The following is a 23,876-nucleotide window of genomic DNA, read 5'->3' on the forward strand; positions in this document are numbered from 1 at the left end:
GCGACATTCGGCGCTAACCTTCATCAGCCCGCTTCAGTTCGAGAGACAAGCCGCGTAATATCGAAACCGCTCTCCACTTTCCCGGGGTAAGTCCACTTCGGCGTTCCAATGGCCAGAGCGTTGATCGCCCAAGCGGGCGAGACGCGGCGACCGATGATGCGCTCCCCTTCGTCGGTCTGGAGCCGATAGACGCGCGTCGACTCGTCCGGAAGCCGCTTCCAAATCGGCAGCAGCAGCCCCGCGACCATGTGGAAGATCGAGTCCGTGAACTCCGGCACTTCGGCCAGTTCGGCTTCCCAGGCGGCGGCGAAGGCGGTGCGGTCAGCCTCCATCCAGTGACTCTCGGCGAGCGCGCCGAGCGGCATGCCAAGTGCTTCCATCGGCCGGACGAGGCGGATCCGGCGCTCGATCTCGCCATCGTCGAGCATCAGCGAGGGCGCGGCCGTTTGCACGGCGGCCCGGCACGATCGCTCGTTGACGAGCAGCCGGGCGTGACGCTCGCCAAGCCGAGACAGCGCCTCTTCGACTGTCACCGGCCGGTTCCGGCGGCGCTCCGTGATGGCGAGCAGTCGCGTTTCGGCGCAGGTGCGTGGATGGGTGTAGATCGTCTGCCGATCCGTGACGGTGAAGCTCTCTGCCGTCAGCGTCTCCAGCCCGGCGTCGAAGATGCCGGCCGCGACCGCGCCCTCGATCTTGGCGGCGAGCAGTTGTTCAAAGGCGGTGAAGAGAACGCCCTGAAGCTCGATTGTGAGCGCCAGCAGGCGGTTGAGGAAGGTGGTGATCGGGGGCAGTTCGTCCTTGATGCCGCCGGAGCGATCCATCAGTTCCAGCCCGGTCGCCGCTTCGAAACGCTCGAGCGAGCAGCCCTCGATCTTGCCGCGGATCAGCAGCAGGTAGAGCTGGCGCAGCGCGGCGCGGGCATAGGGGCTTTCCAGATTGTCCTCCGGCCGGAACAGCCCCTGACCGCCGGTCTGCCGCGACCCGCGCGTGATCGCGCCGAGCGTGTCGAGCCGCCGGGCGATCGTGGAGAGGAAGCGCTTTTCCGCCTTCACGTCGGTCGCGATCGGGCGAAAGAGCGGCGGCTGGGCCTGATTGGTTCGGTGGGTGCGGCCGAGCCCCTGGATCGCGGAATCGGCCTTCCAGCCGGGCTCCAGCAGATAGTGGACACGCAGCCGCCGGTTCCGCGCCGACAGTTCGGCGTGGTAGGAGCGGCCGGTGCCGCCGGCGTCCGAGAACACCAGCACGCGCTTGGCGTCGTCCATAAAGGCGGCCGTCTCGGCAAGATTGGCGGACGCCGCCCGGTTCTCGACCGCCAGCCGGTCGTACCCGCCCGAGCCGGATTTGCGCACGATGCGGCGCGAGCGGCCGGTGACTTCGGCCACGACCTCCGTGCCGAAGTGCTGGACGATCTCGTCGAGCGCGCCCGGCACGGGATCGAGCGAGGCCAGCCGCTCGATCAGGTCGTCGCGCCGCCGGACGGCCTCGCGGCTCTCGACCGGCTGGCCGTCGCGGAAGACGGGCCGCGAGAACAGGTTGCCCTCGGCATCGGTGTAGGGCTCGTAGAGCTGCACCGGGAAGGAATGCTGGAGATAGGTGAGCACGTATTCGCGCGGCGTGATGTCGACGCGAACGTCGTTCCACTCCTCGGTCGGGATCTCGGCGAGCCGGCGTTCGGTCAGCGCCTCGCCGGTCGAGACGATCTGCACGACGGCGGCGTGTCCGGCGGCCAGATCCGCCTCGATCGAGCGGATCAGCGTCACCGTCTTCATGCCGGTGAGGAGATGGCCGAAGAAGCGCTGCTTGGTGCTTTCGAAGGCCGAGCGGGCGGCGGACTTCGCCTGCCGGTTCAGCGTGCCGGACGCGCCGGTGATGTTCGCCGCCTGCATCGCGGCGTCCAGATGGTTGTGGATGACGGCGAAGGCGTCGGCATAGGCGTCGTAGATGCGGCGTTGCTCATCCGTCAGCGCGTGCTCGACCAGCTCGTATTCGACGCCGTCGAACGACAGCGAGCGGGCGGTGTAGAGACCGAGCGCGCGCAGGTCCCGCGCCAGCACCTCCATCGCCGCGACGCCCCCGTCCTCGATCGCGGTGACGAATTCCGCGCGGGTCGCGAAGGGAAAGTCCTCGCCGCCCCAGAGGCCGAGGCGCTGCGCATAGGCGAGATTGTGGACGCTGGTCGCGCCGGTCGCCGAGACATAGACGATGCGCGCGTTCGGCAGCGCGTGCTGAAGGCGCAGGCCCGCACGTCCCTGCTGCGAGGGGGCGACATCGCCGCGCTCGCCCTTGCCGCCGGCGGCGTTCTGCATGGCATGGCTCTCGTCGAAGACGATCACTCCGTCGAAGTCGGAGCCCAGCCATTCCACGATCTGCCTGACGCGGGAAAGCTTCTCCCCGCGGTCGTCGGAGCGCAGCGTGGCATAGGTGGTGAAAAGAAAGCCCTCGGGCAGCGTGATCGGCCGCCCTTGCGCGAATCGCGACAGCGGGGTGACCAGCAACCGCTCCAGCCCGAGCGCGGCGACATCCCGCTGGGCGTCCTCGATCAGCTTGTCGGACTTGGAAATCCAGACCGCCTTGCGCCGTCCCTGCAGCCAGTTGTCGAGGATGATGGCGGCGGACTCGCGTCCCTTGCCGACGCCGGTGCCGTCGCCGATCATGAAGCCCTGACGGAAGCGCACGGCGTTCGCGGCGTCGTCGGATGCGGCGGAAACGAGGTCGAGCGTCTCGTCCACGATCCAGGACCCGGCGAGATGGGCGGCATGCGCCTCGCCGGCATAGATCACGGTTTCCAGTTGCGCCTCCGACAGGCGGGCGAGGATGTCCTTCGGCAGGGTCGGGCGATAGCCGGGCCGGGGCGGCGCCACCGACGCCATGGCAGCGGACTGCACGAGCGTCGTCGGGTGCGGCTGCGCACCGGGAATGCGGATCGACTGCAATCCGTAGGTCTCGTAGATCGCATCGGTGAGGTTCGCACCATCGGGAGGCGTCCAGTCGACCGTCTCGTACGCGAGCGGTACGCCCTCGACGTCCAGCGCCGCGTGCTGCAGCCGGCGAGTGTTGGCGACCGGGCGGGTCGAGCGGCTCCGCAGCCAAGAGGTCACACCGCGCGGCGCGGCCGTCGCCGCGACCGGCACCGCTGGCAGCAAGACAGGCCGACGCGGCGGCACGTTCGCCTCGATCCAGCCGAGCAGCGTGGCGGCGTCGGGTGCCCTGCCTGGCGAGACCGGAAAGTTCGTCGGATCGTCGGCGGGCACCTTGTCGACGACGGTGAGCCGCGTCGGGAAGGTCGTGCCGTGCTTCGCGTAGACCGAACCGGCGATCGTCGCGGTGAACACCACGCGACCGCTGGCCTGAAGCCCGGCGAAGGCGTCGCGCCAGTCCGGCATGTCGGGACCGACGTTCGCGCCGGTGATCGCGACGAGGCGTCCGCCCTCGGCGAGACGCGCAAGCGCCGAGGCGATATGGCGGAAGCCCGCATCCTGTACGCGGCCGGAGACATTCGCCATCGCCGAGAAAGGCGGGTTCATCAGCACCACGGAGGGCACCGCCGAGGACCCGAGATGATCGTCGATCTGCGCGGCGTCGAAGCGGGTGACCGTCAAGGCCGGAAAGAGCGCGGCGAGCAGGCCGGCGCGCGTGTCCGCCAGTTCGTTGAGGATCAGCGACGCTCCGGCCGTCTCGGCGAGGATGGCGAGCAGGCCGGTGCCGGCGGATGGCTCCAGCACCCGGTCGGCGGGCGTGATCGCGGCCGCGGTCAGTGCCGCGAGCCCGAGCGGCAACGGCGTCGAGAACTGCTGGAACGTCTGGCTCTCCTCCGAGCGACGGGTGTGCGTCGGCAGAAGCGCCAGCACTTTCGCCAAGACGGAGAGCCGTGCAACCGGAGACGCGGCTTTGCGGAACAGCGCCGTTCCGTATTTGCGCAGGAACAGGACCGTCGCGACCTCGCCCGCCTCGTAGGCGGCCTTCCAGTCCCAGATACCGGTCGCGTCGAATGCGCCGAAGGCGCTCTCCATCGCCGCGCGCAGGGCTGCGGCATCGACGGCGTCACCCCGTTCGAGGCGGGGCAGGATCTGGCGGGCGGCGGCGAGGATGGGCGCTGCCGGATCGGGGCCAAGCGAAGCCGGTGCGACCGGCGCGGTGACGGGCAACATGACGTTCATGGGGGAACCTCGGGAGAGCTGAGACAGGACGAGCCCCGCCGACGCTCTCTCTCGATCCGCCGGGGCTCACCCCCTTCCGGCCCCACTCGGGCTCTCATCGGCCCGGCAAAGGAAAAGCGCGCCACCTTCGCGGCGGCGCGCTGGACAGAAACGGGCTGAACTCAGTTGATCGCGCCGAAGATCGCGCGCGATTCCGGGTGGTCGACCGCGAAGGCGTAGAGGCGCGCATAGGCGTTTGCCATGCGCTCGGAGCGATCCCGGAACGACAAATGAGAGAAGGCGAACAGCGTCGCGATGATGCCGGCGGCGTCTGCCGACACCTCGCCCTCGTAGTCGTTGGTCGTGCAGTGGATGCGGAACCGACCCTCTGACGCCGGGCGGAGATACAGCGGCGCGCCATCCTGTTCGAGGAACTCCCAGAACCCGCCGCCATAGTCGGGGCTGAGCCTGTCCAGGAAATGATAGACGGTGTGCTCGCCGACGATCAGCAGCGACAGGCCGAACAGGGCCGGCAGGAAATCCATGCGCCGCTCCTCGGGGACGGGGGTGGCAGCGAGTGGCGCGTTCGCGGTGACGGAAGTGGAGGCGGTCATCGAGGTTCTCCGGGGGAGCGGGAGGGATCGGGAGCCGCGCGGCGCTCTCTCGACCCGCACCGGCTCGTCCCCGTTCCGGCCCGCCTCTCACTCTCACGCCGTATGGCGGCGCGGACGCCGCGTTGAAGTGGACCGCCGGACAATCTAAACGCCGCAGCGCCATCGCCCGTCACTTGGAAAGGGATCGACCGTGGAGGTTTCCGTCGCCGACGCGAAGGCGCAACTCACCGAACTCGTGCGCCTCGCCGAAGCGGGCGAGCACGTCGTGCTGACACGGCACGGGCGCCCGGCGGTGACGCTCGTGCCGGTGGAGCGGATCGTCTCGCCGCCCGAGCGCCGCGCGCTGTTGGAAGAACTGCGTCGCGTCGCTTCCGCTAAGGCGAAGCCCGGCATGAGTGCCGCGCGCAGCCAGGATGATCTCTACCGCGAGGACGGTCTGCCGCGATGATCGTCGTGGACACGTCGGCGCTGATGGCGATCCTGCTCGGTGAGCGGGAGGCTGATGCCTGCATGACCATGCTCGAGAAGACCCGCTCCCTGACGATCTCGACGGCGACGGCGGCCGAGGCGTTGATCGTGGCGAATCGCCGTGGTGTCGGCGCGGAAATGCAGCGCCTTTCGACGGGCTCGATTTCGGGTTCGAGGCACCGTCTCAGCACGAAGCGCAACGCGTGGCAGAGGCCTATGCCCGCTGGGGCAAGGGTGTGCATTCGACGGGCCTGAACTTCGGCGACTGCTTTGCCTATTCGCTGGCGATGTCGTTCGACGTACCGCTCCTCTTCGTCGGCGACGCCTTCGCCCGGACGGATGTGCGCTCGGCGCTTTAGGCCGAAACATAGCCTGCAGACGACGTAGATTACACCCGCACCTTCACCTCGCTCCGCAGCGCAGATGAGATCGCGGCCGCGCCGTTCGTCGATAGGGTGCGGCAGTTCGTGCCGGTAGGCGGCCGGTTTTCTGAAGTCTCTTCCGGAGTCATCCGTTTGATCTATGGGCAAGGACGGCACGCCTTTTGATTCCATACGCGCGTAGGTCCTGGTCGCCGAGTACCGGGCTCAGCCAAATCCGGCCGAAATCCATGCTTGCGGCACGAGCGCCTGTCCGCGCCATTCTTCGATCAATTTAACGCCAGGCAAATCCCCCCAGATATCCTCGTCTGCGTGATCCAAGACGATAATCTGGAGACGTGACTTCGCTGCTATGACCTCAGCGCCCAAAAGTGCGAAGATCTTTCTCACAGCAACCACGTCCTGATCCCTCCACACAATGAGGTCCGGTGCGTCGTTGCCGGCGGCCCGTTTTGGAAAATAAACTTGGCTGGGCTGATCAAAAATCAGGAGACCGGGGACGGGATGATGAGGCTCGGCAAGAAAGTAGTGTTGAAGAGCGAGCATCAGCGCGACGTGATAGGCGAGCCAATTGGCACCGCTGCCGATCTCCCAGAGGTAGTCTTCTCGCGTACCGCGGGTCACCTTGACGGTAAGGTCGTCGATCAACAATCTGATTGGCGCCTCGGGCCACTCCGCGTCAAGCTGAGGAACCAGCCGATTGGCGTGGTGAGCAACCTGATTTAGGGCGTTGAAAAGCTTGCGCTGAATGTCGGCCTCAGAAATCGTCCTTTGCAGCGTCGCGATATCGGCCAGCAGCGTAGCAATTTCTTGCCGCAAGTCTGACGATTGGTCCGCGCGATCGTAGAGATGGAGCGCTTGTTCCAATCGGCCGAGGAAGCGTTCGAGCCGATCGAAGCGATTGACCTCATCTCGAGCGGCGTCCGAGTCCTGTTCGAGCGTCGAGATCTCGCTACGCACCTCGTTCAGTTCGGAGAGTACTGCTTCGGCGGCGCCGCGCTGGCGCAGGATTTCTTTGTCGAGGGTGTTGGACAGGGCCGGGTGTGTCCGAAGCCTGATTTCCAAACCGTCGAGACTGTCGCAAAGGGCCAAAATTTTCTCGCGGCCGCCGTCCCCGAGAGCGACCAAGGGGTCGAGGGATTCGTCGGCCAAATCTCGCAGCCACGTTGATAGGCCCAAACGGTCACGTTGGATGCGCATGGCGTCTCCATACGCCTCGCTGCTCTCAACCAGACGGCGCAGTTCGTTCAGCCGCTGACGATGCTCTGTTAGGCGCGAGGCAAGTTCGGTTTCCAGCGCTCGAAGGATATCCAGACGCGTAAGCACGACATCAATGCCGGCTAGGCTTGGTCGAGCCAGGCTGGAATTGCTGTTCGAAATCCGCCGAAGCATGTCGACGACGTCGATCCAGTCTTTCGGCACTTCTATGGAGGGATCGACTAGGCCGAGTTCTACCGCCTGCCGCAGCCACGCCTCCGCCTCGGCCCGCCAAGCGTCAGTCGCTGACATGATCGCGCGAAGCTCAGCCTCCTTTCGGCGGAGATTGCGCTGAAGTCGGTCGATCTCGAACCGTGCCTGGAGAGTTTTTGCGTTCACCGCGCCCAGCACATACGGGAAGATGGTCTTCAGTTTCTCCCGATGTTCCGTGGTGTCGGCTTTGAAGAACATTACGTCGGGGTTCGCGACTACGTTCTGAGGTTGGAATGTGAAGGCCATAAGGTCACGGAAGCTTGGCCTCTGCTTAAATCCGTTCTCTGTCCCCGGTTCGAAGTCGAGGTCTGTCAGGCCTGCGAGGCGATTCATCGCACGCTTGACGGTATCGACATTGGTTGTCTTTTCGGTGATGGTCTCTGGGATTTCGACCTCGGTGCCTTCCAGCAGCACCATGTCGCCTGTGCTTTGTTGGTCGCCCGGCTCGCGTCGCGCCAAGAGTTTCTGGCCCTCCAGCGTATCGATTAGAATGCCGAACCAGTTGCAGTTTTCCCGGATCACGCCCACCGGGATCGCGCACTTGTCCGAGCCCAGACAGTAATCGATGATCGGGACAACGGCGGATTTCCCTGTCTTCGACGCTCCGCTGATGACGTTGACGACGCCAGGCTCGAACGTGACCACCCGCGGCACCGTACCATTGCGCGGCCAAAGGATCAGTTTTCGAAGCTGGAAGTACATCTAAAACTCCACACGCAACAGGTTGGCCACTTGGGCAGTCCCCAGCTTCGAAAACCAGAAGCCTAATTTCTCCGAGGCCGGTCCAACGTGCTTGACGCGCTCCGGGAGCACCAGCTTCTTCGGTTTTGGTTCTGGCGTGTTCGCTCTCAAGGTCGCATCCTTGTAGTCCACCGATAGAAGGCGCCCGCTCACACCTACAGCGACAGACTGCAACGTCAGCGAGCGCAGCAGGAGCGCCCGCTCATGGACGGCTAGGAGCTGTTCTCGTTCCTTTCCTAGTTTGGCCGCAAAGAGGGCCAGCCCGGAGGGCCGGTTTGTCGAGGTCACGATGTCGAGCGTCGCGCGATGCAGGATGATCGGAAGCAAAAGAAACGCCAGGGCGAATGGCACCGGGCGTTCGTCCTCAGCCTGAAAGCCTTGGCCAAACCGCCACAATGCAAACGCCCCGAGTCCCGGATTCTGGACTATCGCGAGGTCGCTGAGCGGCGGGCGCGATTGACCGATCTCAGTCAAGTTGCCGGCCCCAGCAGGGTCTTATAGTCAGGGTGCCAGCCGAGCCTCAGTCCGTGGGCGAGGGCGTTGAACGATCCGTGAACGAAATGACCGGGGACCACCCGGCCGTCGAGGGGAGGCTGCAACTGAGCGCAGCGCCTGTAGACGATTCTACCGCGCACCGTTGCAGGGTGCCCAGCCTGCACGTCTTGGACCTCAGCGCTGACGTGCTCATAGCGACTGACAAGATCATCGTCCCAGTCGCTGAGGTTCTTCTCAAAGATCAGCCCGCTTTCGCCCCAAATGGAGATGTCGGCGAGAGTCCTAAGGTAGTCACTGACGGCTCGAACGCACGCTTCGTCTCCGACCTCAATAAACTCCAACTGACGGACAAAGGCCGGGCGGTCGGCAATCAACTGCTCGACAGCCTCAAATGGTGGCTGGTCAGTGAATGATGCAAGCAATCCTGGCAAATTGTTCTTTTGAACAAACGCCCGTTGCTCGGCCCTAAAAGAATCGGCATTCAAGATGGCGGGCTTGCCGGCCCTTATCAGCCTGTCCGCCGCCTCCTTCGCTGCGCCGATCGCGCGTTCACATACCAGGTCGAGGATGAGCGGGGACACGGTAGGCTTGAAGATCGCGCGGATTGGCTCAACGGGATCTGCATCGACGCTGATGATTGTGAGATTCTTGACCAACGCCGTGCGATAAGCCGCATCTGCGGTGAGGAAAGTCTGGACGTCGACGTCGCAGGCTGGAGGCGCTTTCAGCTTGCCGTGGGCCTTGACGAGATTGGCAAGCAGCGCCTCGACTTCGTCGTCCGTCTTCGCATCGTTCAGCGCGGTTGCGAATCCGCCCGCCTTTACGGGCGTGACATAGAGCCGGAACCGGCTGGTCGTCGGATCAATTTCGCCAGCCGCCATGAAGCTTAGCCAGTTAGCCAGTGACTTCCACAAGTCGGTAGCCCAATCAGACAGCGGATTCTGCTTCAGTGCGCTCTTGCTTTGCTCAAGGATGACTTCGCCGCCTGCGAGATGAACGGCCACATCGTCGAGATGCTCGAGAGAAACGGAGGCGCCGTCCGGCGCGTTTAGCAGGTGAAAGCAAAGACGGACGGGTTGCAGCGCATAGCCGAGGTATTGGCCAGCGGCACTATGTTTGCCCGTTTGCGTCATCGCATTCATTGCCCAGCCCCAACCCTCCCGAGTCACAGTCTCGATGAGAAAACAGGAGGATAGTGGTGCAGATTCGCGTTGCTTACAATCGGCCCCCACGCAGGGGGCCCAAAAGCTCGTCGAGCTTACACACGATGTTTTCCCTACCGCCAAGCCGTCGCCTGAGCGTAACCGCCTTGGAGGGAGGCTCAGTCGCCCGACTCCAGAGGCCCGAAGAAGATGCTGGGCTTCGTCCCTGCACCGCCGCCGAACAGGCGAACCGGCACGGTGCGCAACTCGATGCTAAGGGTCGTGCAAACGGTTTCGAAGTCGGAAAAAACGGCCTCTTATCAGTCGCGGTCGGAGCCGATCTTGTGGAACCAGTCGCGGGCAGTGTCGCGGGCGACCGCGTTCAGCTCGACGATGAGATAGGCGGATTTCGATGATCTCAGGCATGATCGATCTCCCCGGCATCGAGGCGCTCGCTCAACCAGCGGACGGCATCGACCGAGGCGAGGATACGCCCGGTGCCGAGATCGAGAAGATGCGCGCCGCCGCCGATCGCATCCGGTTCGGAGCGATCGGGGATACGCGCGTAAGCGAAGCCTCAGAGGCCGCCGAGGCCGAAGAGCCGGGCGCAATGGAGGGCGAAGCGGATGACGCCGTCCGGATTGCCGCCGTCCTCGTCGCGGATCCATAGCGTCGAAGGCCCGTGATCCGGCTCTATCGAAAGGCGGAAGGCGCGTGGGAGCGGCACGGCGCGCGTGTCGTCTCCGGACAGCGCGACATAGGCATCGAGCGCGCGGGCGGCGTTGGCAGGACTGCCGACGTGGAGCAGGCAGGAAAAGCGGATGTGGGAATTGGCCACGACAGGCTCTGGAAACGAAAGCGGCCCGGCGCTGCAAGGCGACCGGGCCGGAAGAGAAGGAATGATGCGGAAGCCGGTGCGAGCGGCGGGTGTCGCCCGCGCCGACGGCGTTGGCAGGCGCTCAGGCGGCGCGGCGCCCTTCGATCGTGTCGGCTGCGGCCTCGTCGGCCGAGACCTCCTCGATGCGGGCGCGGCTGTAGCGGTTCCTCGCCAGCCAAAGCTCGGCCGCCTCGCGGCTTTCGGCGAGATGGAGAAGCTCGGCATCGTGACCGATTTCCTGAAGGACGCGGATCGCGCCGAGCGGCGGATGCTCGGCGATCTCGAAGCGAAGATCGTTGTCGAGCGGGAAGGTGCGCGACACCGTGACGATGATGACGCTGCCGTCGCCGAAGTCGCCCTCGTGCAGCGTGAATGATGGCGGCGAGACGTAGGTCGGGCGCTCCCGTGCGGGCTGCTTGCGCGTGAGACGGCCGATGCCGTTGCGCTGCCGCCAGGCGGCGAGCTTCTTCGCGAAGCGGGCGGCCGGGGCATGCCGTCGAAGTAGCGCACGAGTGCGCCGAGCGGCGCGGCGTCGAAGATCAGATGGGCGGACATGGATGGGCTCCTTGGAAAACGGGAAGCGCCCGGCGATCCATGGGACGGCCGGGCGCGGATCGAGATGAAGGATGGAGAAAGCCGGGGCGCGAGCCGGCCCCGGCCTGCGGTCACTCCGCTGCGACGGCGTGGACGAACTCGTCCCCGTCGTTGGCGGCCGGATCGTCGCCGATCGCGGGCTCGTCGCCCATGTTGGCGAGGAAGGCCGGCAGCACGTCGGCCTCGCCTTCCGCGCCAGTGCCCTCGGTTTCGATCGCCGCATCTGCCGCGATCCGCTCGTCGCCGAGATTGGCCAGGCGCAGCGGTTCGGGCAGCCAGCCGCTGTCGGCCAGCAGGCGCTCGGCCTCCTTGGCCATGTCGCCCTTCTTCAGGTGATCGATGAGCTGCGCGGCCCGCTCGCCCGCGCCCTCACGCACCGCCTCGACAATGCGGGCCTTGGTGACGGTGCCGAGATAGTTGCGCACCGTCGGCCGCCAGCCGGCCTCCACCATGTCGAGCCCGGTCGCCCGCGCCAGCCGGTCGGCCTCGGCGAGGCGCACCCGCAGGCCTTGCTCCGAGACCCCGCTGCCACCGAACGGGTTCGGCTTCTGATAGAGCGCGTTGACGCCGTAGCTGACGCAGTGCGCGAGGAGCGCCATGCGGCTGGCCTCGTCGAGCGCGGCGAGCCAGTCCCAGAGCGCTTCGTCGTCCTCCGGAAGGTCGGCCTTCCAACCCTCGTGCCGCTCGTCCACCGACCGCGCCGAGGCGCTGTCCTTCAGATCGTCGGCCTGGACGGCCAAGTAGACCTCGCGGACGCTGGCCTCGATCGCTCCGGTGGTCGAGCCCAGGCCGAAGGTGTCCCGGACGAGCTTGTGCAACAGCGCGGTCATCGCGACATGCGGGTTGCCCGCCACGGCGTCGCGAAGCGCCAGCGTCCGGTGGGCGGTCAGCTCGGAGAGCAGCCGGTCGGGGAGCGGCCTGATGCCGTCTTCCTCCTCCGGCTCGGGTTGAACCACCGGCGCGCCGCCGACCGTGACGACGGCGCGCTGGACGATCGGCGCGAAGGCCGCCTCGCCATCCCGCAACTCGGCGCTGTCACTGGCCGAGGAGACCGCGCGATCGTCCGCGTCCGCCACGGCCGGCGCCTCGTCCTCGGGACGGACATAGCCGCGATCGACCACCAGCGAGCCGTCGCTGCCGATCGAGACAAAGACCCCGGCGCGCGCGATCTCGGCCGGATCGTACTGGACGGGGCGCTCGTCGAAGGCGGCCAGCGCCGTCTCGATCTCTCCGAGCCGTTCGTCCACGTCGTCGGGCAGCTCGGGTGCGTCTTGGTACTCGGCTTCCAACCGCTCCAGTTCGGCGTTGAGCGCGTCGACCGTCGCCTGCTCCTCGTCGGTGAGATCGACTTGCGGCCCGACCAGATCGCGCAGGCCCTGATTGACGCCATAGGGCAGGCTGATGGCCGCCTCGATCCACTTCCAGCCCTCGCCGGCGATCTCGTCGGCGATCACCCTCAGCCGGTCGGCCGCGAGCCGGTCGAGGAGTGCGGCATCCTGCAGCCAGCCGCCGTCGTCGGACTCGAACAGGTCGCGCAGCACCACGCCCCCTTCGGTCTCGTAGGCCTCGATCCCGACGAACCGCGCCCGCTTGTCGGATGCCCGCACCGCGGTCTCGGTCAGCATCCGCCGGACCTGCCAAGGCTCTCGGCCGTAGGACTTCTTGATGGCCTCCCAGACCTGTTCCTGCCGCGCATGGTCCGGCGAGACCGTGAAGGCCATGAGCTGCTCCAGCGTCATGCCGTCCTCGGCGTAGAGATCGAGCAGCACCGGTGACACCGCAGCCAGCCGCAGCCGCTGCTTCACCACGTTGACGCCGACGAAGAAGGCGGCGGCGATACCTTCCTCGGTCATGCCCTTGTCGCGCATCGCCTGGAAGGCGCGATACTGGTCCAGCGGATGCAGCGGCGCGCGCTCGATGTTCTCTGCCAGCGACACCTCGTCGATCAGGACGCCGCTCGCGGCATCCGACACGACGCACGGCACCGGGGCGGTCTTGTTCAGGCGCTTCTGCTTCACCAACAGTTCCAGCGCGAGGTAGCGGCGCCCGCCCGCCGGCACCTCGAACATGCCGGTCTCTGCCCCCTCGGCGTCGAGGACGGCCCGGACATGCAGCGACTGGATCAGGCCGCGCCGGGCAATGGATGCGGCCATCTCCTCGATCGAGACGCCGGCCTTCACCCGCCGGACGTTGGACTGTGAAAGCACCAGCTTGTTGAAAGGAATGTCGCGCGCGGACGCGAGGGTGATCTTCTGAACGGCTGTCGCCATGTTCCGTACTCCGCGACGGGCGCCGAGAGCCACTCTCTCGACCCAAAACCCGTCACGAAGCGAAGCGCCGCCCTCTTCCTCTAAACCGCTGCCGCCAAGGGTGATGGATCGCGCTGCCGCGCCTCCAATCGCACGCCCAGCGAAGAAAGCACTTTCATGACGGTCATAAACTCGGGGTTTCCGCCGGCATCAAGGGAGCGGTAAAGACTTTCCCGCGCGAGGCCGGTTTCGCGAGCGACTTGGCTCATTCCTCGATCCCGGGCTATGGCACCCAGAGCATCGATGATCTGCGCGGCATCGCCCGAGGTCAGAGCGGCGTTCAGCGTCTCGATCGTTGCCGCTGATTGGGGCGCAATCTGAGGCTCGATGTTGCGATCTGCGCCAGCCCCGGTTGAAACATCGTGATCGAGCAGGCTCGCCTGTGGATCAGATTCGACAAGTGACCATTCCTGCGATGTCGCCCGTTCCCTCAGATCGGCGCGAAAGGCGGGATCGCAGCGCTGTATGAAGTCACGATACTGATCGACGGTCTTGACGTTAACGGCCAGTTTGTCGGGCACGTTGAAGAGTACGGAAATCTTGCCCTCCTGCACGAGGCGCAGAACGTTCAGCACCGTACCAGGGCTTTTGCCATCCCAGATCATCAGGCCGAAATCGGCCTCACGCGCCATCTCCCGATCCTTGGCGGCGTAGAACTGAAAGCCTTTCGTTCCTTTGGGAACATCGACATGATGCGTGGTCCACGATCCAAGATTGTTGCGCGGGGCATCGCCCGAACAGAAGACGGTCACGTTGGAGTAATGGGCGTCTAAAAAATGCTTCTGAACGGCCTTGTCGGCACCGTTCGCATCTCCGACGATGACCTGATGGTGGCTGGCGATGACATTGTCGAGGCGCTTCTTAACCTCGATCGGTAAACGGGAAACGTGTCGCGACCCTCCGATGAAGATAGTATTCATTGGTTGCTCCGGGTTTTGGTGATGGTCAGGGCGCGCACGACGGCTGCCTGACCAGGATCGATCAGAACCTCCGTGATTGCGTTCATCGTCGTGCCCGAGCGGAAGAGATCATCGAAAAGTAAAATCTTGCGGCCGCGCGTCTGCACTTTGTCGATGGCGTAAAGTCCCCTGACATGCTCCTTGCGCTCGTCTGGATCGGTGATGTTCTTGAGTTGGCCCGTCGGGCGGGTTGTGGCTATGCAAGACAGAACGGGTACACCCAGAATTTTGGCTATTCCCTCAGCTAGAACGATTACGGGCTGTAGAGCGCGTTGATGTGATGGCGGAACGGGAACAATGCAGTCGAACTTTTCACGATGACGAGACAGGTAGTTGGCCGTGGTTTCGATAATGGGATCGGCGGCTGAACGATCTGCCTTGTTTTTGAGGCGATAGAGACATTCCGCGATCTCAGGCCGAACCGTATCGAATTGCATATGACCGAATTCATTATAGCCGGTCGGTGTGCTGCTCGTCGTATGAAGATCGAGCGCAACACCGGACTTCCACAGACCAGCTATTTTGGTCGGATTGATAGCAACGATCGCCATTCGCCGGCTCCTTTTGCTCACTGTGACCCATGGGCTACAAATAAGCAAGGCTAGCGAATGGCTTCAAGCGATCATGGCTTGAAGGCGCGAAGCCGGAGATACGGAAGGACGCATCTCCGGCTTCGCGGATTTCAGGCGGCGCGGTCGAGCAGCTTCTTTGCCTTTGCCTCCATGTCGAGGCGGGCGTCCTGGTGCGGCTTGTCGCGCGCGATGGCGGTGATGCCCTGCACGAAATCGAAGATGCTCTCGGGCGGGCGGCCTTCCTCGGCCAGCACCGTTTCGATGATCCTGGCGTATCCGCCTTGGAGAAGTTGCGCCGCCGCAGGAAGTCGGTGCGGTCCTCATCGGTACGCGCGACAATCCGTTCCCGCGCCGCCTTGATGCCGTTGACGAACGGCATCGGCGACGAGTTGGCGAAGTTCATGAGGGCGGGCGCGGCCTCGTGCGCGAAGCGATTGGCGGCGTATTTGGAATGCCGGATCGAGATTTCCTCGAAGTCCTCGACGCCCCAGAGGTTTCGATTCTGGCACACGGCGCGCAGGTAGAAGCTCGCCATGCCGAGCGTCTTGGCCCCGACCTCGGAATTCCAGGCGTAGAAGCCACGGAAGAACAGATCGGGCGAGCCGTCCGGCAGTCGCCCCGCCTCGATCGGGTTCAGATCGTCGACCAAGAACAGAAAGACATCGCGATCCGAGGCGTAGAGCGTGGTCGTGGCCGTGGTGATGTCGACACGCGGATTGTAGATGCCGGTCGACCAGTCGAGCACGCCAGGCACCTTCCAGCGGGTATCGCCCGTGCCGTTACCGGCGATGCGCTGCACGGCTTCCACCAGTTCATGGTCGTAGATGCGGCCGTAGTCCGGCCCGGTGACGGCGCGCAGCTCGGTGCGGCCGTCCTCGGTCTCGAAGGTCTTGATCTGCTCGGCGCGATTGGACGTCAGGCCGAATTGCAGGTTGATGGCGGCGAGCGGCGCGGGTAGCTGGCGCAGATAGGCGGCGGGAGCGCCGACCTGGGCGGCGAGCTGGCCGAAGCTCCAGTGCGTCGGCGCGACCGGGGCGTCGGCGCCGGGCAGGATCAGCGACAGCCGCTCGGGATCGTTGCGGCTCGCCTCGACATGGATGAGGGCGCTTTCGACGATGCGGGTGCGACTGCGATCGGCGCGGTCGCGCACCGAGCGCGCGAGGTCCGACAGCGACAGGAAGCGCTCGTCCGCCGGCCGCGAGAACCATTCCGACGATACGCGGCCGATCCTCTGGCCGCGCGACACATCCACCTTGTAGCCGCCGCTCGTATCGCGGCGCGCATCGAGAACCTGGGTCATGGGAGATCTCCATGACGGGCGCCGAGAGCCTCTCTCTCGAACCTGACCCGTCACGGAGCGAAGCGGCATTCCCTCGCTCTATTGGAGACGGGTCAGCCCTGATGCTGGACCCAGACCGGTCACTTGACCGATCAATCCTCAACCAGTTCCTCGTCGGCGTCGGCGTCGGCGTCGGCGTCGGCGTCGGCGTCGGCGTCGTCGCTCGTCAGCGCGGAAGCCTGAACCTCCGTGCCATAAGCCTTCCGGAACGTCCGCCCCACACGACCATCTCTTCGTCCAGCCGACCGATGAGCTTCCGCCAGTTTTCAGTGTGTCGGGGTTCGACGCCCTGCACATCGACGATCGGCTGACCGTCGTCTCCGATGACCGATGTCAGGTCGCCGAAAGTCTCCTCCGCTGCCAGCATAGCCGCGCCGAAAGCATTGAGGGCGTTATGATAGCGGTCGATCGGCGTATCACCTGGCCGCTTCGCCTTCATCTTCCCGCGGGGCGGGAAATCGTTGCGGAGATAGATGTCGCTGACGGTCTGGTCGGCAGAGTCGTCAGAAAGCCGCTTTACCTCGCCGTCCTCATCGACAGCGCGGGGCGGCGAACCCTCTTCGTAATCGCGCAGCGCCAACCGAACTGGAACACGCCGTGGATCGAGCGGCGCATGGTGTCAGTTCATGGAGTTCGGCGGGTTTACGCCGAGAATTGACTATCGGCAATCTGAATATTTCGATCGTTAAAATAGATACTTCTTGATTCTAATCAGATGAATAGCCGCAGACATGCTTACGTATATAGGCGCCGGGAGCGTTTGAGACTGTCAGCGAGGGCGGAGGCTACGGCTGGGCATTCGCTTTCGACAAGATTGGCGACACCAATACGCACTGCCGGCTTGCTTTTAATGCGGAACACCTCGCCTGCCTGAATAGACCAGCCACGAGATAGCATGGCCTGAACAACATCGCCTTCTCGCTCGACGGGAACCCAGACGTGCAGGCCGGATGAGCCGAATGCTTCGATGCCGTTGGAGGCAAGCTGCTCGATCAGGGATCGACGACGTGCCTCGTAGCTGCGCGCTGCGGCCCTCATGAGAGCGGTGGTTTCGGGTGCTGACCACATCTCATAGGCGAGACGCTGGAGTATATGGCTGACCCACCGTGGGCCTAGCGCTTGCTGATCCCGGACCCGGGCGATGGTTACGCTGTCACCGGCAGCCAAGGCGAGCCGAAGATCAGGCCCGAGGAACTTAGAAACCGATCGGATCGTCATCCAAGGCCGCTTCTCCGGATCGGAGGGTGCGGAACTGACCGGCAACGCACCGGACACTTCGCCAGCGTGATCGTCTTCCAATAGGAGAACGCCTGGATTCACATCGAGAACTTGACCAAGTTCGGCAGCTCGATCAGCTGTCATCCGCCTGCCACTCGGATTTTGCGCGCGCGGTGTCAGCACGACTGCGCAGGCGCCTTTTTTCACGGCGTCTGACAATGAGTCGGGTCGAACGCCATCCTCGTCCATCTGCAACGCGATGATCGGAAATTCCATCGCCCGAAGCAGGTGCAATACGGAAACGTAACCGGGATCCTCCACGGCCACCGCACTTTCGGGAGATAGGCGAGCACGCAATGCCCGTTCGATCGCATCGATCGATCCGGAGATGACCGCGATCTCGGTCGCCGGCAAACCATCGGCGACGAAGCGTGAGCGTCCGAAGGAAACGAGACGCTCCTCGTCGTCAGCCATCTCGTACCCGCCAGGGGCGTGCGCAAGGTGGCCAAGATAGGCATCGAGCCGTGGCAGGAATTGTGGATCGACGTTGCCAGACGCCAGGTCTCTTACGTCCAAGGGATGGCTTACGCTTTCACTCGGTATCAACGCTACGCGCGAGCCTTGCCGGCCAGCTCCTATGATCAGCCCTGCGTCACGAAGCCTTGAGTATGCCGAGGTTACCGTATTTCGATTCACGCCCAGCCGATCCGCGACTTCGCGAACAGGCGGCAATTGCTCGCCCGCTTCAATCTGACCTTGGCGAATCGCAATCTCCAGATTGCGGGCGATCTCAGCCGATGTCCGCCCTTCCAGTATGTCCATCTTCGCTCCTCGACAACACATTCCAAGCGCTTTGCTCAATCAATTGGCATAGGTCAATTTTGTTGACGTCGTCTCTACGCCTCTTTGCGCTGTGATGCGAGCCTAGAGCAGAAAACGATTTGTAACGCGGCCTGTCCCACCCTGACCGCGGGTGATTCCTATGGAATATAAGTACCTAAACGCCCGGTCAAAAGGTGCTTTCGCCGGTTGCGGTATGTCGCTCGCCCGCTGTCAAACCGACTGGCTGAGCGGTCTCCATTACCTACGAGGTCGCAGCAGGGATACTTTTCCCATCAGCTTATGTGGACATGGCCCTTCAGTTTTGGCATGGGCCATTTTGCCATGATGCTTATGCCATTAAGCGAGTCGCGGGCTTCCCTCGGCGATCGTGAAGTCTAGCGAGGCCAATGAGCAGAAGGCAGGAGGGTATGAACCATGGATGCAAGTCTGATTGGATATGACCACCACGACGAGCCGTCACAGTCGCGGCAGTTGCTTCTTCGGATCAGCGAGAGCTGGAACACGCGAGCCAAGGTTCGCCGAGAGGCGCTTGATCTCACATTCGAGCCAGCACGGGACGATTTTCTCGAAACCCTGCTCCCATTCCATCAGCACCCACTTTATCAAGCGTTGAGCGAATGCGACCGGCAGCGCATCCTGTCGTGCGGCTGGCTGATCTACAACGACAAGACGGTTGCCATCGAAACTGCCATCGTCACACCGAGTTGCAACGACGCTCTCGAAGGACGCATTCCTGGCTTGGAAGGCGGGCTGATGCGAAAGCTGGTCTGCGAGACGCTGGTGGATGAGGCCTATCATCTCCTGCTGGTCGAGAATGCCAGCCGCATCACACGGCATTATCGCGGATTGGGCGACATTCGCATTCCGACCTTCAACCTCGTTCGCTTCATGGAAGAAGCGAAAGCCGGCTGCTCCGAGGGCTGGCAGCGCACGCTTGTTCAGTTGGCTACCTCCGTCGTGTCGGAAATCTTCGTCAGCGACTATCTGCATCAGCTATCCGACTGCCATACGATCCAGACACTGAACCGCGCCACCGTTGCCGCGCACCGTCACGATGAACTGGCTCACAGCAAGGTCTTCACCGGCCTCGCCGAAACCTTCTATCCCGCCTTGGATCGCAAACAGCAGGCATTCTTCGCCGAGGTTCTGCCCAAACCGATCGAGTGGTTCGCCGACATGGAGTTGGACATCTGGGATGACGTCTTAGCGCAATTGGGCATTGTGCAGGGTCGGACGATCGTTGCCGACTGCCGCCCGATGAATGCCAATGCTGTCCGGCGGGTCGATTATTCAGGCGTCGTGAATCTCGGGCGCAACATCGGCGTCTTCGACACGATGAACGGGCGGGATAGTTTCGGACTTCTGGGAATCGCAGCCTGAAGCCTCGCTGAAATGCTGGAGACGATATCATGATCGCCAATGTCCAGGCAGACTATATGCTCCCGATCTATGCCTGCATCCTATGCGAATATGTATATGATGAAAAAATGGGTTTACCTGAAGAAGGTATTCCTCCCGGCACCGCATGGAAAGATATCCCAGAAGACTGGTGCTGCCCGGATTGCGGCGCCACGAAGCATGATTTCGTGGTCAAGGATTACTGAAATCGCGGCAGAGCCTCCGGAGGCGGAAGATCTATCTCGTGGCATTGCGATGCCGCCCGCCATCCATCGGGCGGGATCGATCTACGGAATCCATATGACCATGCAATTCGATATTATAATCGTAGGCGGCGGCCACGGGGGTGCCCACACCGCAGTCGCGTTGAGGCAATCCGGTTTCAAGGGAAGCATCGCGATCCTGACTGCCGAAGCAGATGCGCCCTACGAACGACCACCGCTGTCCAAGGAGTATCTCGCAGGTCGCAAGCCGTTCGAACGACTCCTGATCCGTCCCCCGGAATTCTGGGCGGACCGTGCTGTAACACTCCGCACTCACGAGCGTGTCGTCGCGATCGACGCGGCGAGGAGACAGGTCACCACCGAAAGCGGTGTCAATTTCGGATACGGTGATCTCGTATGGGCCGCAGGCGGCGAAGCGCGACGCTTAAGCTGCGGTGGTCACGACCTAGATGGGGTTCATACGGTTCGGACCAGAGCGGATGTTGACCGGCTGCACCGGGACATGGCGATCAGCGAACGGGTGATCATTGCCGGAGGTGGCTATATCGGCCTCGAAACGGCGGCAACCCTTACCGGGTTGGGGAAGCAGGTCACCGTCATTGAAGCCAGTCCGCGCCTTCTGTCGCGTGTCGCCGGGCCATCTATTTCGCGGTTCGTAGAACGCGAGCATCGCTCCAACGGCATCGATGTCCGACTTTCGAGTGTGATTGATCGTGTCGAGGGAGTTGCCGGGCGGGCATGTCGCGTTGTGCTGGCGGATGGCGAGTCGTTGTCAGCCGATCTCGTGATCGTCGGCATCGGCATCGATCCGGTAGTCGAGCCGCTTCGCATAGTCGGTGCGGCCACCGGAAATGGCGTGATCGTTGACGAACTCGGAATGACGATGCTTCCCAATATCCATGCGATAGGCGACTGCGCGCTTCAGCCCCATCCTTTCGCATCGGGTCGCTTGATCCGGATCGAGTCGGTGCAGAACGCCGTCGAGATGTCGGGAACCGTCGCGAGGGCGCTCTGCGGTGAGGCTCCTGTTGCCCGTAGTGTTCCATGGTTCTGGTCGCACCAGAACGACCTGCGGCTCCAAACGATCGGCTTCGCGCTCGACCACGACAGAGAGGTGATCCATGGCAACATGGCGGATGGGCGCTTTTCTGTCGCCTATGTGCGAGACGACCATGTGATTGCGATCGACTGCGTCAATGATCCCAGGTCCTTCGTGGAGGCTCGCTCACTATTCTCGGCGCCAACTGAAAATCAACGACTCGATCAGCGCTTCCTGATCAGCACATCGGAGACGACCAGCACAGAGAGATAGAGGGGTTAGTCACCTCCGATCGGCAGTGTAGATCTGTTCTTGACCTCCAATCGTTCCGCCGGAGAAGAGACAGATCAAAGGGTTTCCGTCGAACTTGCCAAAGAGATCGATCAATTCGGCGCCTTTACTCTTGGACCTTTCAAGAACGATCCCGCATTGCGCGTCGCGCGCAACCGGGAGCAGGGCTAAATCAATCGGAGATGTTCGCAGGGCTGTGAGAAGCGCTTCGATGATGGCTATCAAAACGCTTGGGGTTATTTCTGCCAAGTCCGCAAGGGAGATCTCGTCAGCGACGTTATCAGTATCGATTGCTGGATCTGTGTCCGGACATTTCGATCGCCTCTCCTCGCGCAGCAACGTGAATGAAACGTCACGCGCTCGAGTCAGACAGTCGAGCGCCTCACGAGCGTGTGCGATGAACCCCTGACCGGAAGCGGTTACCTGAACCCCGCCGCTGCTCCGCACGAAGATCTTGACGTCCAGCATCGCCTCCAGATCCCGAATGCGTCGGCTGACGGAGGAGGGGCGAACCCCGAGCGCCCCGGCCGCGCGCCGGAAACTGCCATGGTCGGCGGCAGCGAGTGCGCAGCGGAGATGGCGTAGCTCGATGGTCACATGCGGTCCGGGCGCATCTTCTCGATCACCACCATTTCGGCGCGGCCCTCGGCAGCCGTCCGCCGAAGAACGTCGTTCATTCGCTCAACGGCTCCCGCTGCTGCCGTGGGTAGCGAACGACCCTCTCCCAGAGCGCCGATCATGAAGGCCGTCAGCAGGTCACCCGTCCCGGCAGGCCGGATGTCCAGACGGCGCGACCGAAGGAAGGTCATGCCGTCCGGCTCACAAACGACCGTCGTCAGTTCGTCGGCCCGTTCGCCGACGAAGTGGCAACCTGTCACAACGGCGCGCGGGCAGCCAGCCACTACCAGACGAGAACGGGCACCCGCGAGGTCCTCTCGCGTCGCGATCGACCTTCCCGTCAGCAGTTCCAGTTCGAACTGGTTCGGCGTGACAATGTCGGCGGCCGGCACAAGGCGGCCAGCGAATACCTCAAGGATGCCGTTGGCGACATAGACGCCGGTATCGCTGTCGCCCATTACGGGATCGCAGACATAGGTGAGCTTCGGGTTGTGTGCCTTCGCGCGTGCCACGAAATCCGCAACAACCTCGGCGATCGCCGCCGATCCGAGATAGCCGGTTACGAGGAACGAGGCTTCCTCGATGATCCCACGCTCCTCGACGCCGAGCAGCAGGTCGGCGACGAGCGCGGCATCGAGCACCTGCCCGCGCATGGTCGGATAGTGCGGGTGGTTCGACAGAAGCGTGGTCGGCACAGCCGCGACCTCGATGCCCGCCGCCTGCATCGGAAAGACCGCAGCGCTGTTGCCGACATGACCGTGGACGACCTGGCTCTGGATCGAGATCACCTTCATGGCGCATCTTTTCGCAGGCGAAGCTGCCAGGAACAGGCAGGCAGGATGAAACGCTTTGTCGGGCGGCGCATTCTCCTCACCGTTCGATCGGATGAGAGGCGGTGAGGCGTGCAACAGATCCACGGATACCCGCTTCGTCGACCGATCCGGCACGAACGCCGTTCAACACGGCGAGGATCAACGTCCCGACCTCTTCGAACTGCGAGATCCCGAAGCCGCGCGAAGTCGCGGCAGGCGTACCTACGCGGATACCCGACGGGCGTGCCGGCGGATGCAGGTCGAAGGGAATGGCGTTCTTGTTCACGGTCAGCCCGACACGCTCCAAAGCTTCGGCCGCGGTGCGGCCGTCGATGCCGAAAGGCGTCACGTCCACGAGCAGCAGATGGCAATCGGTACCGCCGGTGACCAGGCGCAGGCCGCCCTCCTGAAGCACGCTGCCGAGCGCCTGCGCATTGTCGATGACTTGCGCAGAGTAGCGTCGGAAGTCGGCGCCCAGCGCCTCGCCGAAGGCAACCGCCTTTGCGGCGACGACGTGCATCAGAGGCCCCCCCTGGATCCCCGGGAATACCGCCTTATCGACGCGGCGCCCGATTTCCTCGTCGTTTGAGAGAATGATGCCACCGCGGGGACCGCGCAGCGTCTTGTGCGTTGTCGAGGTCACGACATGGGCATGCGGAACGGGGCTGGGATAGAGGTCCGCTACGATCAGGCCGGCATAGTGGGCGATATCGGCCACGAGGAAAGCGCCGACCTCATCGGCAATGGCGCGAGCACGAGCGAAGTCGATGCGTCTTGCATAGGCCGATCCTCCCACGAGGATCAGCTTCGGCCGCGTCTGCCGCGCGATCCTGGCGAGATCGTCATAGTCGATGTGTTCGTCGTCGCGCCGCACCTGGTAGGTCACGGCCTTGAACCAGCGGCCCGACACGGTGACGGGCGAGCCGTGGGTCAGGTGGCCGCCGCAGGCCAGATCGAGGCCGAGAATCGTATCGCCCGGCTGCAGGAGCGCGAAGAAGACCGCGAGATTGGCACTCGCACCGCTATGCGGCTGAACATTCGCCCAGACGGCGTCGAACAGCCGGCGAACGCGGTCGATCGCCAATTGCTCGATTCGGTCCGACGGGCCGCACCCCCCATAGTAGCGGCGTTCCGGATAGCCCTCGGCATATTTGTCGGTGAAGACGGAGCCTTGCGCTGCGCGAACCGCACGGCTGGCGATGTTCTCCGAGGCGATCAGTTCGATGCCGTCATGCTGCCGGGCCTCCTCAGCCTCGATGGCCATCAGCACTTCGAGGTCGCCAGCAAGCGAGTGAAGATCGAGCGCAGTTTCGACCATGGGTACGGCTGACGTCATC

The 23,876-nt window shown here is 63.6% G+C and carries 18 protein-coding genes and 3 pseudogenes; 6 read left to right on the plus strand and 15 right to left on the minus strand.

The window, feature by feature from the left end:
- Positions 1-23: 23 nt before the first annotated feature.
- Complete coding sequence (locus GGR04_RS17800) at positions 24-4,157, minus strand: strawberry notch family protein (RefSeq protein WP_210291859.1); 4,134 nt, start codon at positions 4,155-4,157, stop codon at positions 24-26.
- 161 nt (positions 4,158-4,318) lie between these two features.
- Entirely contained in the window at positions 4,319-4,750 is a 432-nt protein-coding gene (locus GGR04_RS17805; protein WP_183201265.1) for an antirestriction protein, read from the minus strand.
- Positions 4,751-4,940: 190 nt separating this feature from the next.
- Here GGR04_RS17805 and GGR04_RS17810 point away from each other — a divergent pair, with 190 nt between their 5' ends.
- The gene (locus GGR04_RS17810; protein ID WP_183201266.1) at positions 4,941-5,198 is read left to right on the plus strand and encodes a type II toxin-antitoxin system Phd/YefM family antitoxin; all 258 of its coding nucleotides are present in this window, start codon (positions 4,941-4,943) and stop codon (positions 5,196-5,198) included.
- A pseudogene (locus GGR04_RS17815) lies at positions 5,195-5,577 on the plus strand (type II toxin-antitoxin system VapC family toxin). The gene GGR04_RS17810 and the pseudogene GGR04_RS17815 overlap by 4 nt, the downstream one beginning before the upstream one ends.
- Before the next feature lie 228 nt (positions 5,578-5,805).
- Here GGR04_RS17815 and GGR04_RS17820 read toward each other — a convergent pair.
- Genes GGR04_RS17820 through GGR04_RS17830 form a run of 3 tightly spaced genes read right to left on the minus strand, consistent with a single transcriptional unit; the run spans position 5,806 to position 9,446 of the window.
- On the minus strand, positions 5,806-7,770 hold the full coding sequence (locus GGR04_RS17820; RefSeq protein WP_183201267.1) for a DUF3732 domain-containing protein: 1,965 nt from the start codon (positions 7,768-7,770) through the stop codon (positions 5,806-5,808).
- On the minus strand, positions 7,771-8,283 hold the full coding sequence (locus GGR04_RS17825; RefSeq protein WP_210291860.1) for a three component ABC system middle component: 513 nt from the start codon (positions 8,281-8,283) through the stop codon (positions 7,771-7,773).
- Positions 8,280-9,446 (minus strand): ABC-three component system protein, encoded by a 1,167-nt coding sequence (locus tag GGR04_RS17830; protein WP_183201268.1) that lies wholly within the window; start codon positions 9,444-9,446, stop codon positions 8,280-8,282. Before GGR04_RS17830 ends, GGR04_RS17825 begins: the two co-directional genes overlap by 4 nt.
- A 424-nt stretch (positions 9,447-9,870) precedes the next feature.
- Here GGR04_RS17830 and GGR04_RS17835 point away from each other — a divergent pair, with 424 nt between their 5' ends.
- On the plus strand, positions 9,871-10,116 hold the full coding sequence (locus GGR04_RS17835; RefSeq protein WP_183201269.1) for a hypothetical protein: 246 nt from the start codon (positions 9,871-9,873) through the stop codon (positions 10,114-10,116).
- A gap of 289 nt (positions 10,117-10,405) precedes the next feature.
- Here the strand turns inward: GGR04_RS17835 and GGR04_RS24750 are convergent.
- From GGR04_RS24750 to GGR04_RS17870, 7 genes and pseudogenes are all read right to left on the minus strand, one after another.
- Positions 10,406-10,878: pseudogene (locus tag GGR04_RS24750) on the minus strand (UCP036055 family protein).
- A 110-nt stretch (positions 10,879-10,988) separates the two neighbouring features.
- Positions 10,989-13,187: a ParB/RepB/Spo0J family partition protein gene (locus GGR04_RS17845; protein ID WP_183201271.1), complete on the minus strand. Its 2,199-nt coding sequence runs from the start codon at positions 13,185-13,187 to the stop codon at positions 10,989-10,991.
- A gap of 80 nt (positions 13,188-13,267) precedes the next feature.
- Positions 13,268-14,146: an addiction module antidote protein gene (locus GGR04_RS17850; RefSeq protein WP_183201272.1), complete on the minus strand. Its 879-nt coding sequence runs from the start codon at positions 14,144-14,146 to the stop codon at positions 13,268-13,270.
- A complete protein-coding gene (locus GGR04_RS17855; RefSeq protein WP_210291861.1) occupies positions 14,143-14,736 on the minus strand; it encodes a ComF family protein in 594 nt (197 codons plus the stop codon). Before GGR04_RS17855 ends, GGR04_RS17850 begins: the two co-directional genes overlap by 4 nt.
- A 131-nt stretch (positions 14,737-14,867) precedes the next feature.
- Positions 14,868-16,057: pseudogene (locus GGR04_RS17860) on the minus strand (DUF932 domain-containing protein).
- A 205-nt stretch (positions 16,058-16,262) separates the two neighbouring features.
- Positions 16,263-16,676, minus strand: coding sequence for a hypothetical protein (locus GGR04_RS17865; RefSeq protein WP_183201273.1), 414 nt, complete (start codon positions 16,674-16,676; stop codon positions 16,263-16,265).
- A 155-nt stretch (positions 16,677-16,831) separates the two neighbouring features.
- Positions 16,832-18,136: an aminotransferase class I/II-fold pyridoxal phosphate-dependent enzyme gene (locus GGR04_RS17870; protein ID WP_183201274.1), complete on the minus strand. Its 1,305-nt coding sequence runs from the start codon at positions 18,134-18,136 to the stop codon at positions 16,832-16,834.
- A 435-nt stretch (positions 18,137-18,571) separates the two neighbouring features.
- On the opposite strand from GGR04_RS17870, the gene GGR04_RS17875 reads away from it, so the two are divergent.
- The 3 genes from GGR04_RS17875 (at position 18,572) to GGR04_RS17885 (ending at position 21,091) form a co-directional block, all read left to right on the plus strand.
- Entirely contained in the window at positions 18,572-19,537 is a 966-nt protein-coding gene (locus GGR04_RS17875; protein WP_183201275.1) for a diiron oxygenase, read from the plus strand.
- Positions 19,538-19,566: 29 nt separating this feature from the next.
- The gene (locus tag GGR04_RS17880; RefSeq protein ID WP_210291862.1) at positions 19,567-19,761 is read left to right on the plus strand and encodes a rubredoxin; all 195 of its coding nucleotides are present in this window, start codon (positions 19,567-19,569) and stop codon (positions 19,759-19,761) included.
- Between the two features lie 94 nt (positions 19,762-19,855).
- Positions 19,856-21,091 (plus strand): NAD(P)/FAD-dependent oxidoreductase, encoded by a 1,236-nt coding sequence (locus tag GGR04_RS17885; protein WP_210291863.1) that lies wholly within the window; start codon positions 19,856-19,858, stop codon positions 21,089-21,091.
- A 9-nt stretch (positions 21,092-21,100) separates the two neighbouring features.
- Here GGR04_RS17885 and GGR04_RS17890 read toward each other — a convergent pair whose 3' ends face one another.
- From GGR04_RS17890 to glyA, 3 genes are all read right to left on the minus strand, one after another.
- Positions 21,101-21,706, minus strand: coding sequence for a LysR family transcriptional regulator (locus tag GGR04_RS17890; RefSeq protein WP_183201277.1), 606 nt, complete (start codon positions 21,704-21,706; stop codon positions 21,101-21,103).
- The gene (gene pdxY / locus GGR04_RS17895; protein ID WP_183201278.1) at positions 21,703-22,521 is read right to left on the minus strand and encodes a pyridoxal kinase; all 819 of its coding nucleotides are present in this window, start codon (positions 22,519-22,521) and stop codon (positions 21,703-21,705) included. The genes GGR04_RS17890 and pdxY overlap by 4 nt, the downstream gene beginning before the upstream one ends.
- 76 nt (positions 22,522-22,597) lie before the next feature.
- Complete coding sequence (gene glyA, locus GGR04_RS17900; RefSeq protein WP_376769871.1) at positions 22,598-23,875, minus strand: serine hydroxymethyltransferase; 1,278 nt, start codon at positions 23,873-23,875, stop codon at positions 22,598-22,600.
- Position 23,876 lies beyond the last annotated feature (1 nt).

The sequence above is a fragment of the Aureimonas pseudogalii genome, assembly GCF_014196835.1.
Taxonomy (GTDB): domain Bacteria; phylum Pseudomonadota; class Alphaproteobacteria; order Rhizobiales; family Rhizobiaceae; genus Aureimonas; species Aureimonas pseudogalii.

Coding starts and splice junctions, on each gene's coding strand:
- GGR04_RS17850 (WP_183201272.1), bottom strand. CDS start 14,146: ATGAATACTATCTTCATCGGAGGGTCGCGACACGTTTCCCGTTTACCG.
- glyA (WP_376769871.1), bottom strand. CDS start 23,875: ATGACGTCAGCCGTACCCATGGTCGAAACTGCGCTCGATCTTCACTCG.
- GGR04_RS17845 (WP_183201271.1), bottom strand. CDS start 13,187: ATGGCGACAGCCGTTCAGAAGATCACCCTCGCGTCCGCGCGCGACATT.
- GGR04_RS17805 (WP_183201265.1), bottom strand. CDS start 4,750: ATGACCGCCTCCACTTCCGTCACCGCGAACGCGCCACTCGCTGCCACC.
- GGR04_RS17885 (WP_210291863.1), top strand. CDS start 19,856: ATGACCATGCAATTCGATATTATAATCGTAGGCGGCGGCCACGGGGGT.
- GGR04_RS17820 (WP_183201267.1), bottom strand. CDS start 7,770: ATGTACTTCCAGCTTCGAAAACTGATCCTTTGGCCGCGCAATGGTACG.
- GGR04_RS17800 (WP_210291859.1), bottom strand. CDS start 4,157: ATGAACGTCATGTTGCCCGTCACCGCGCCGGTCGCACCGGCTTCGCTT.
- GGR04_RS17870 (WP_183201274.1), bottom strand. CDS start 18,136: ATGGACATACTGGAAGGGCGGACATCGGCTGAGATCGCCCGCAATCTG.
- GGR04_RS17880 (WP_210291862.1), top strand. CDS start 19,567: ATGATCGCCAATGTCCAGGCAGACTATATGCTCCCGATCTATGCCTGC.
- GGR04_RS17835 (WP_183201269.1), top strand. CDS start 9,871: ATGATCGATCTCCCCGGCATCGAGGCGCTCGCTCAACCAGCGGACGGC.
- GGR04_RS17875 (WP_183201275.1), top strand. CDS start 18,572: ATGGATGCAAGTCTGATTGGATATGACCACCACGACGAGCCGTCACAG.
- GGR04_RS17830 (WP_183201268.1), bottom strand. CDS start 9,446: ATGAATGCGATGACGCAAACGGGCAAACATAGTGCCGCTGGCCAATAC.
- pdxY (WP_183201278.1), bottom strand. CDS start 22,521: ATGAAGGTGATCTCGATCCAGAGCCAGGTCGTCCACGGTCATGTCGGC.
- GGR04_RS17855 (WP_210291861.1), bottom strand. CDS start 14,736: ATGGCGATCGTTGCTATCAATCCGACCAAAATAGCTGGTCTGTGGAAG.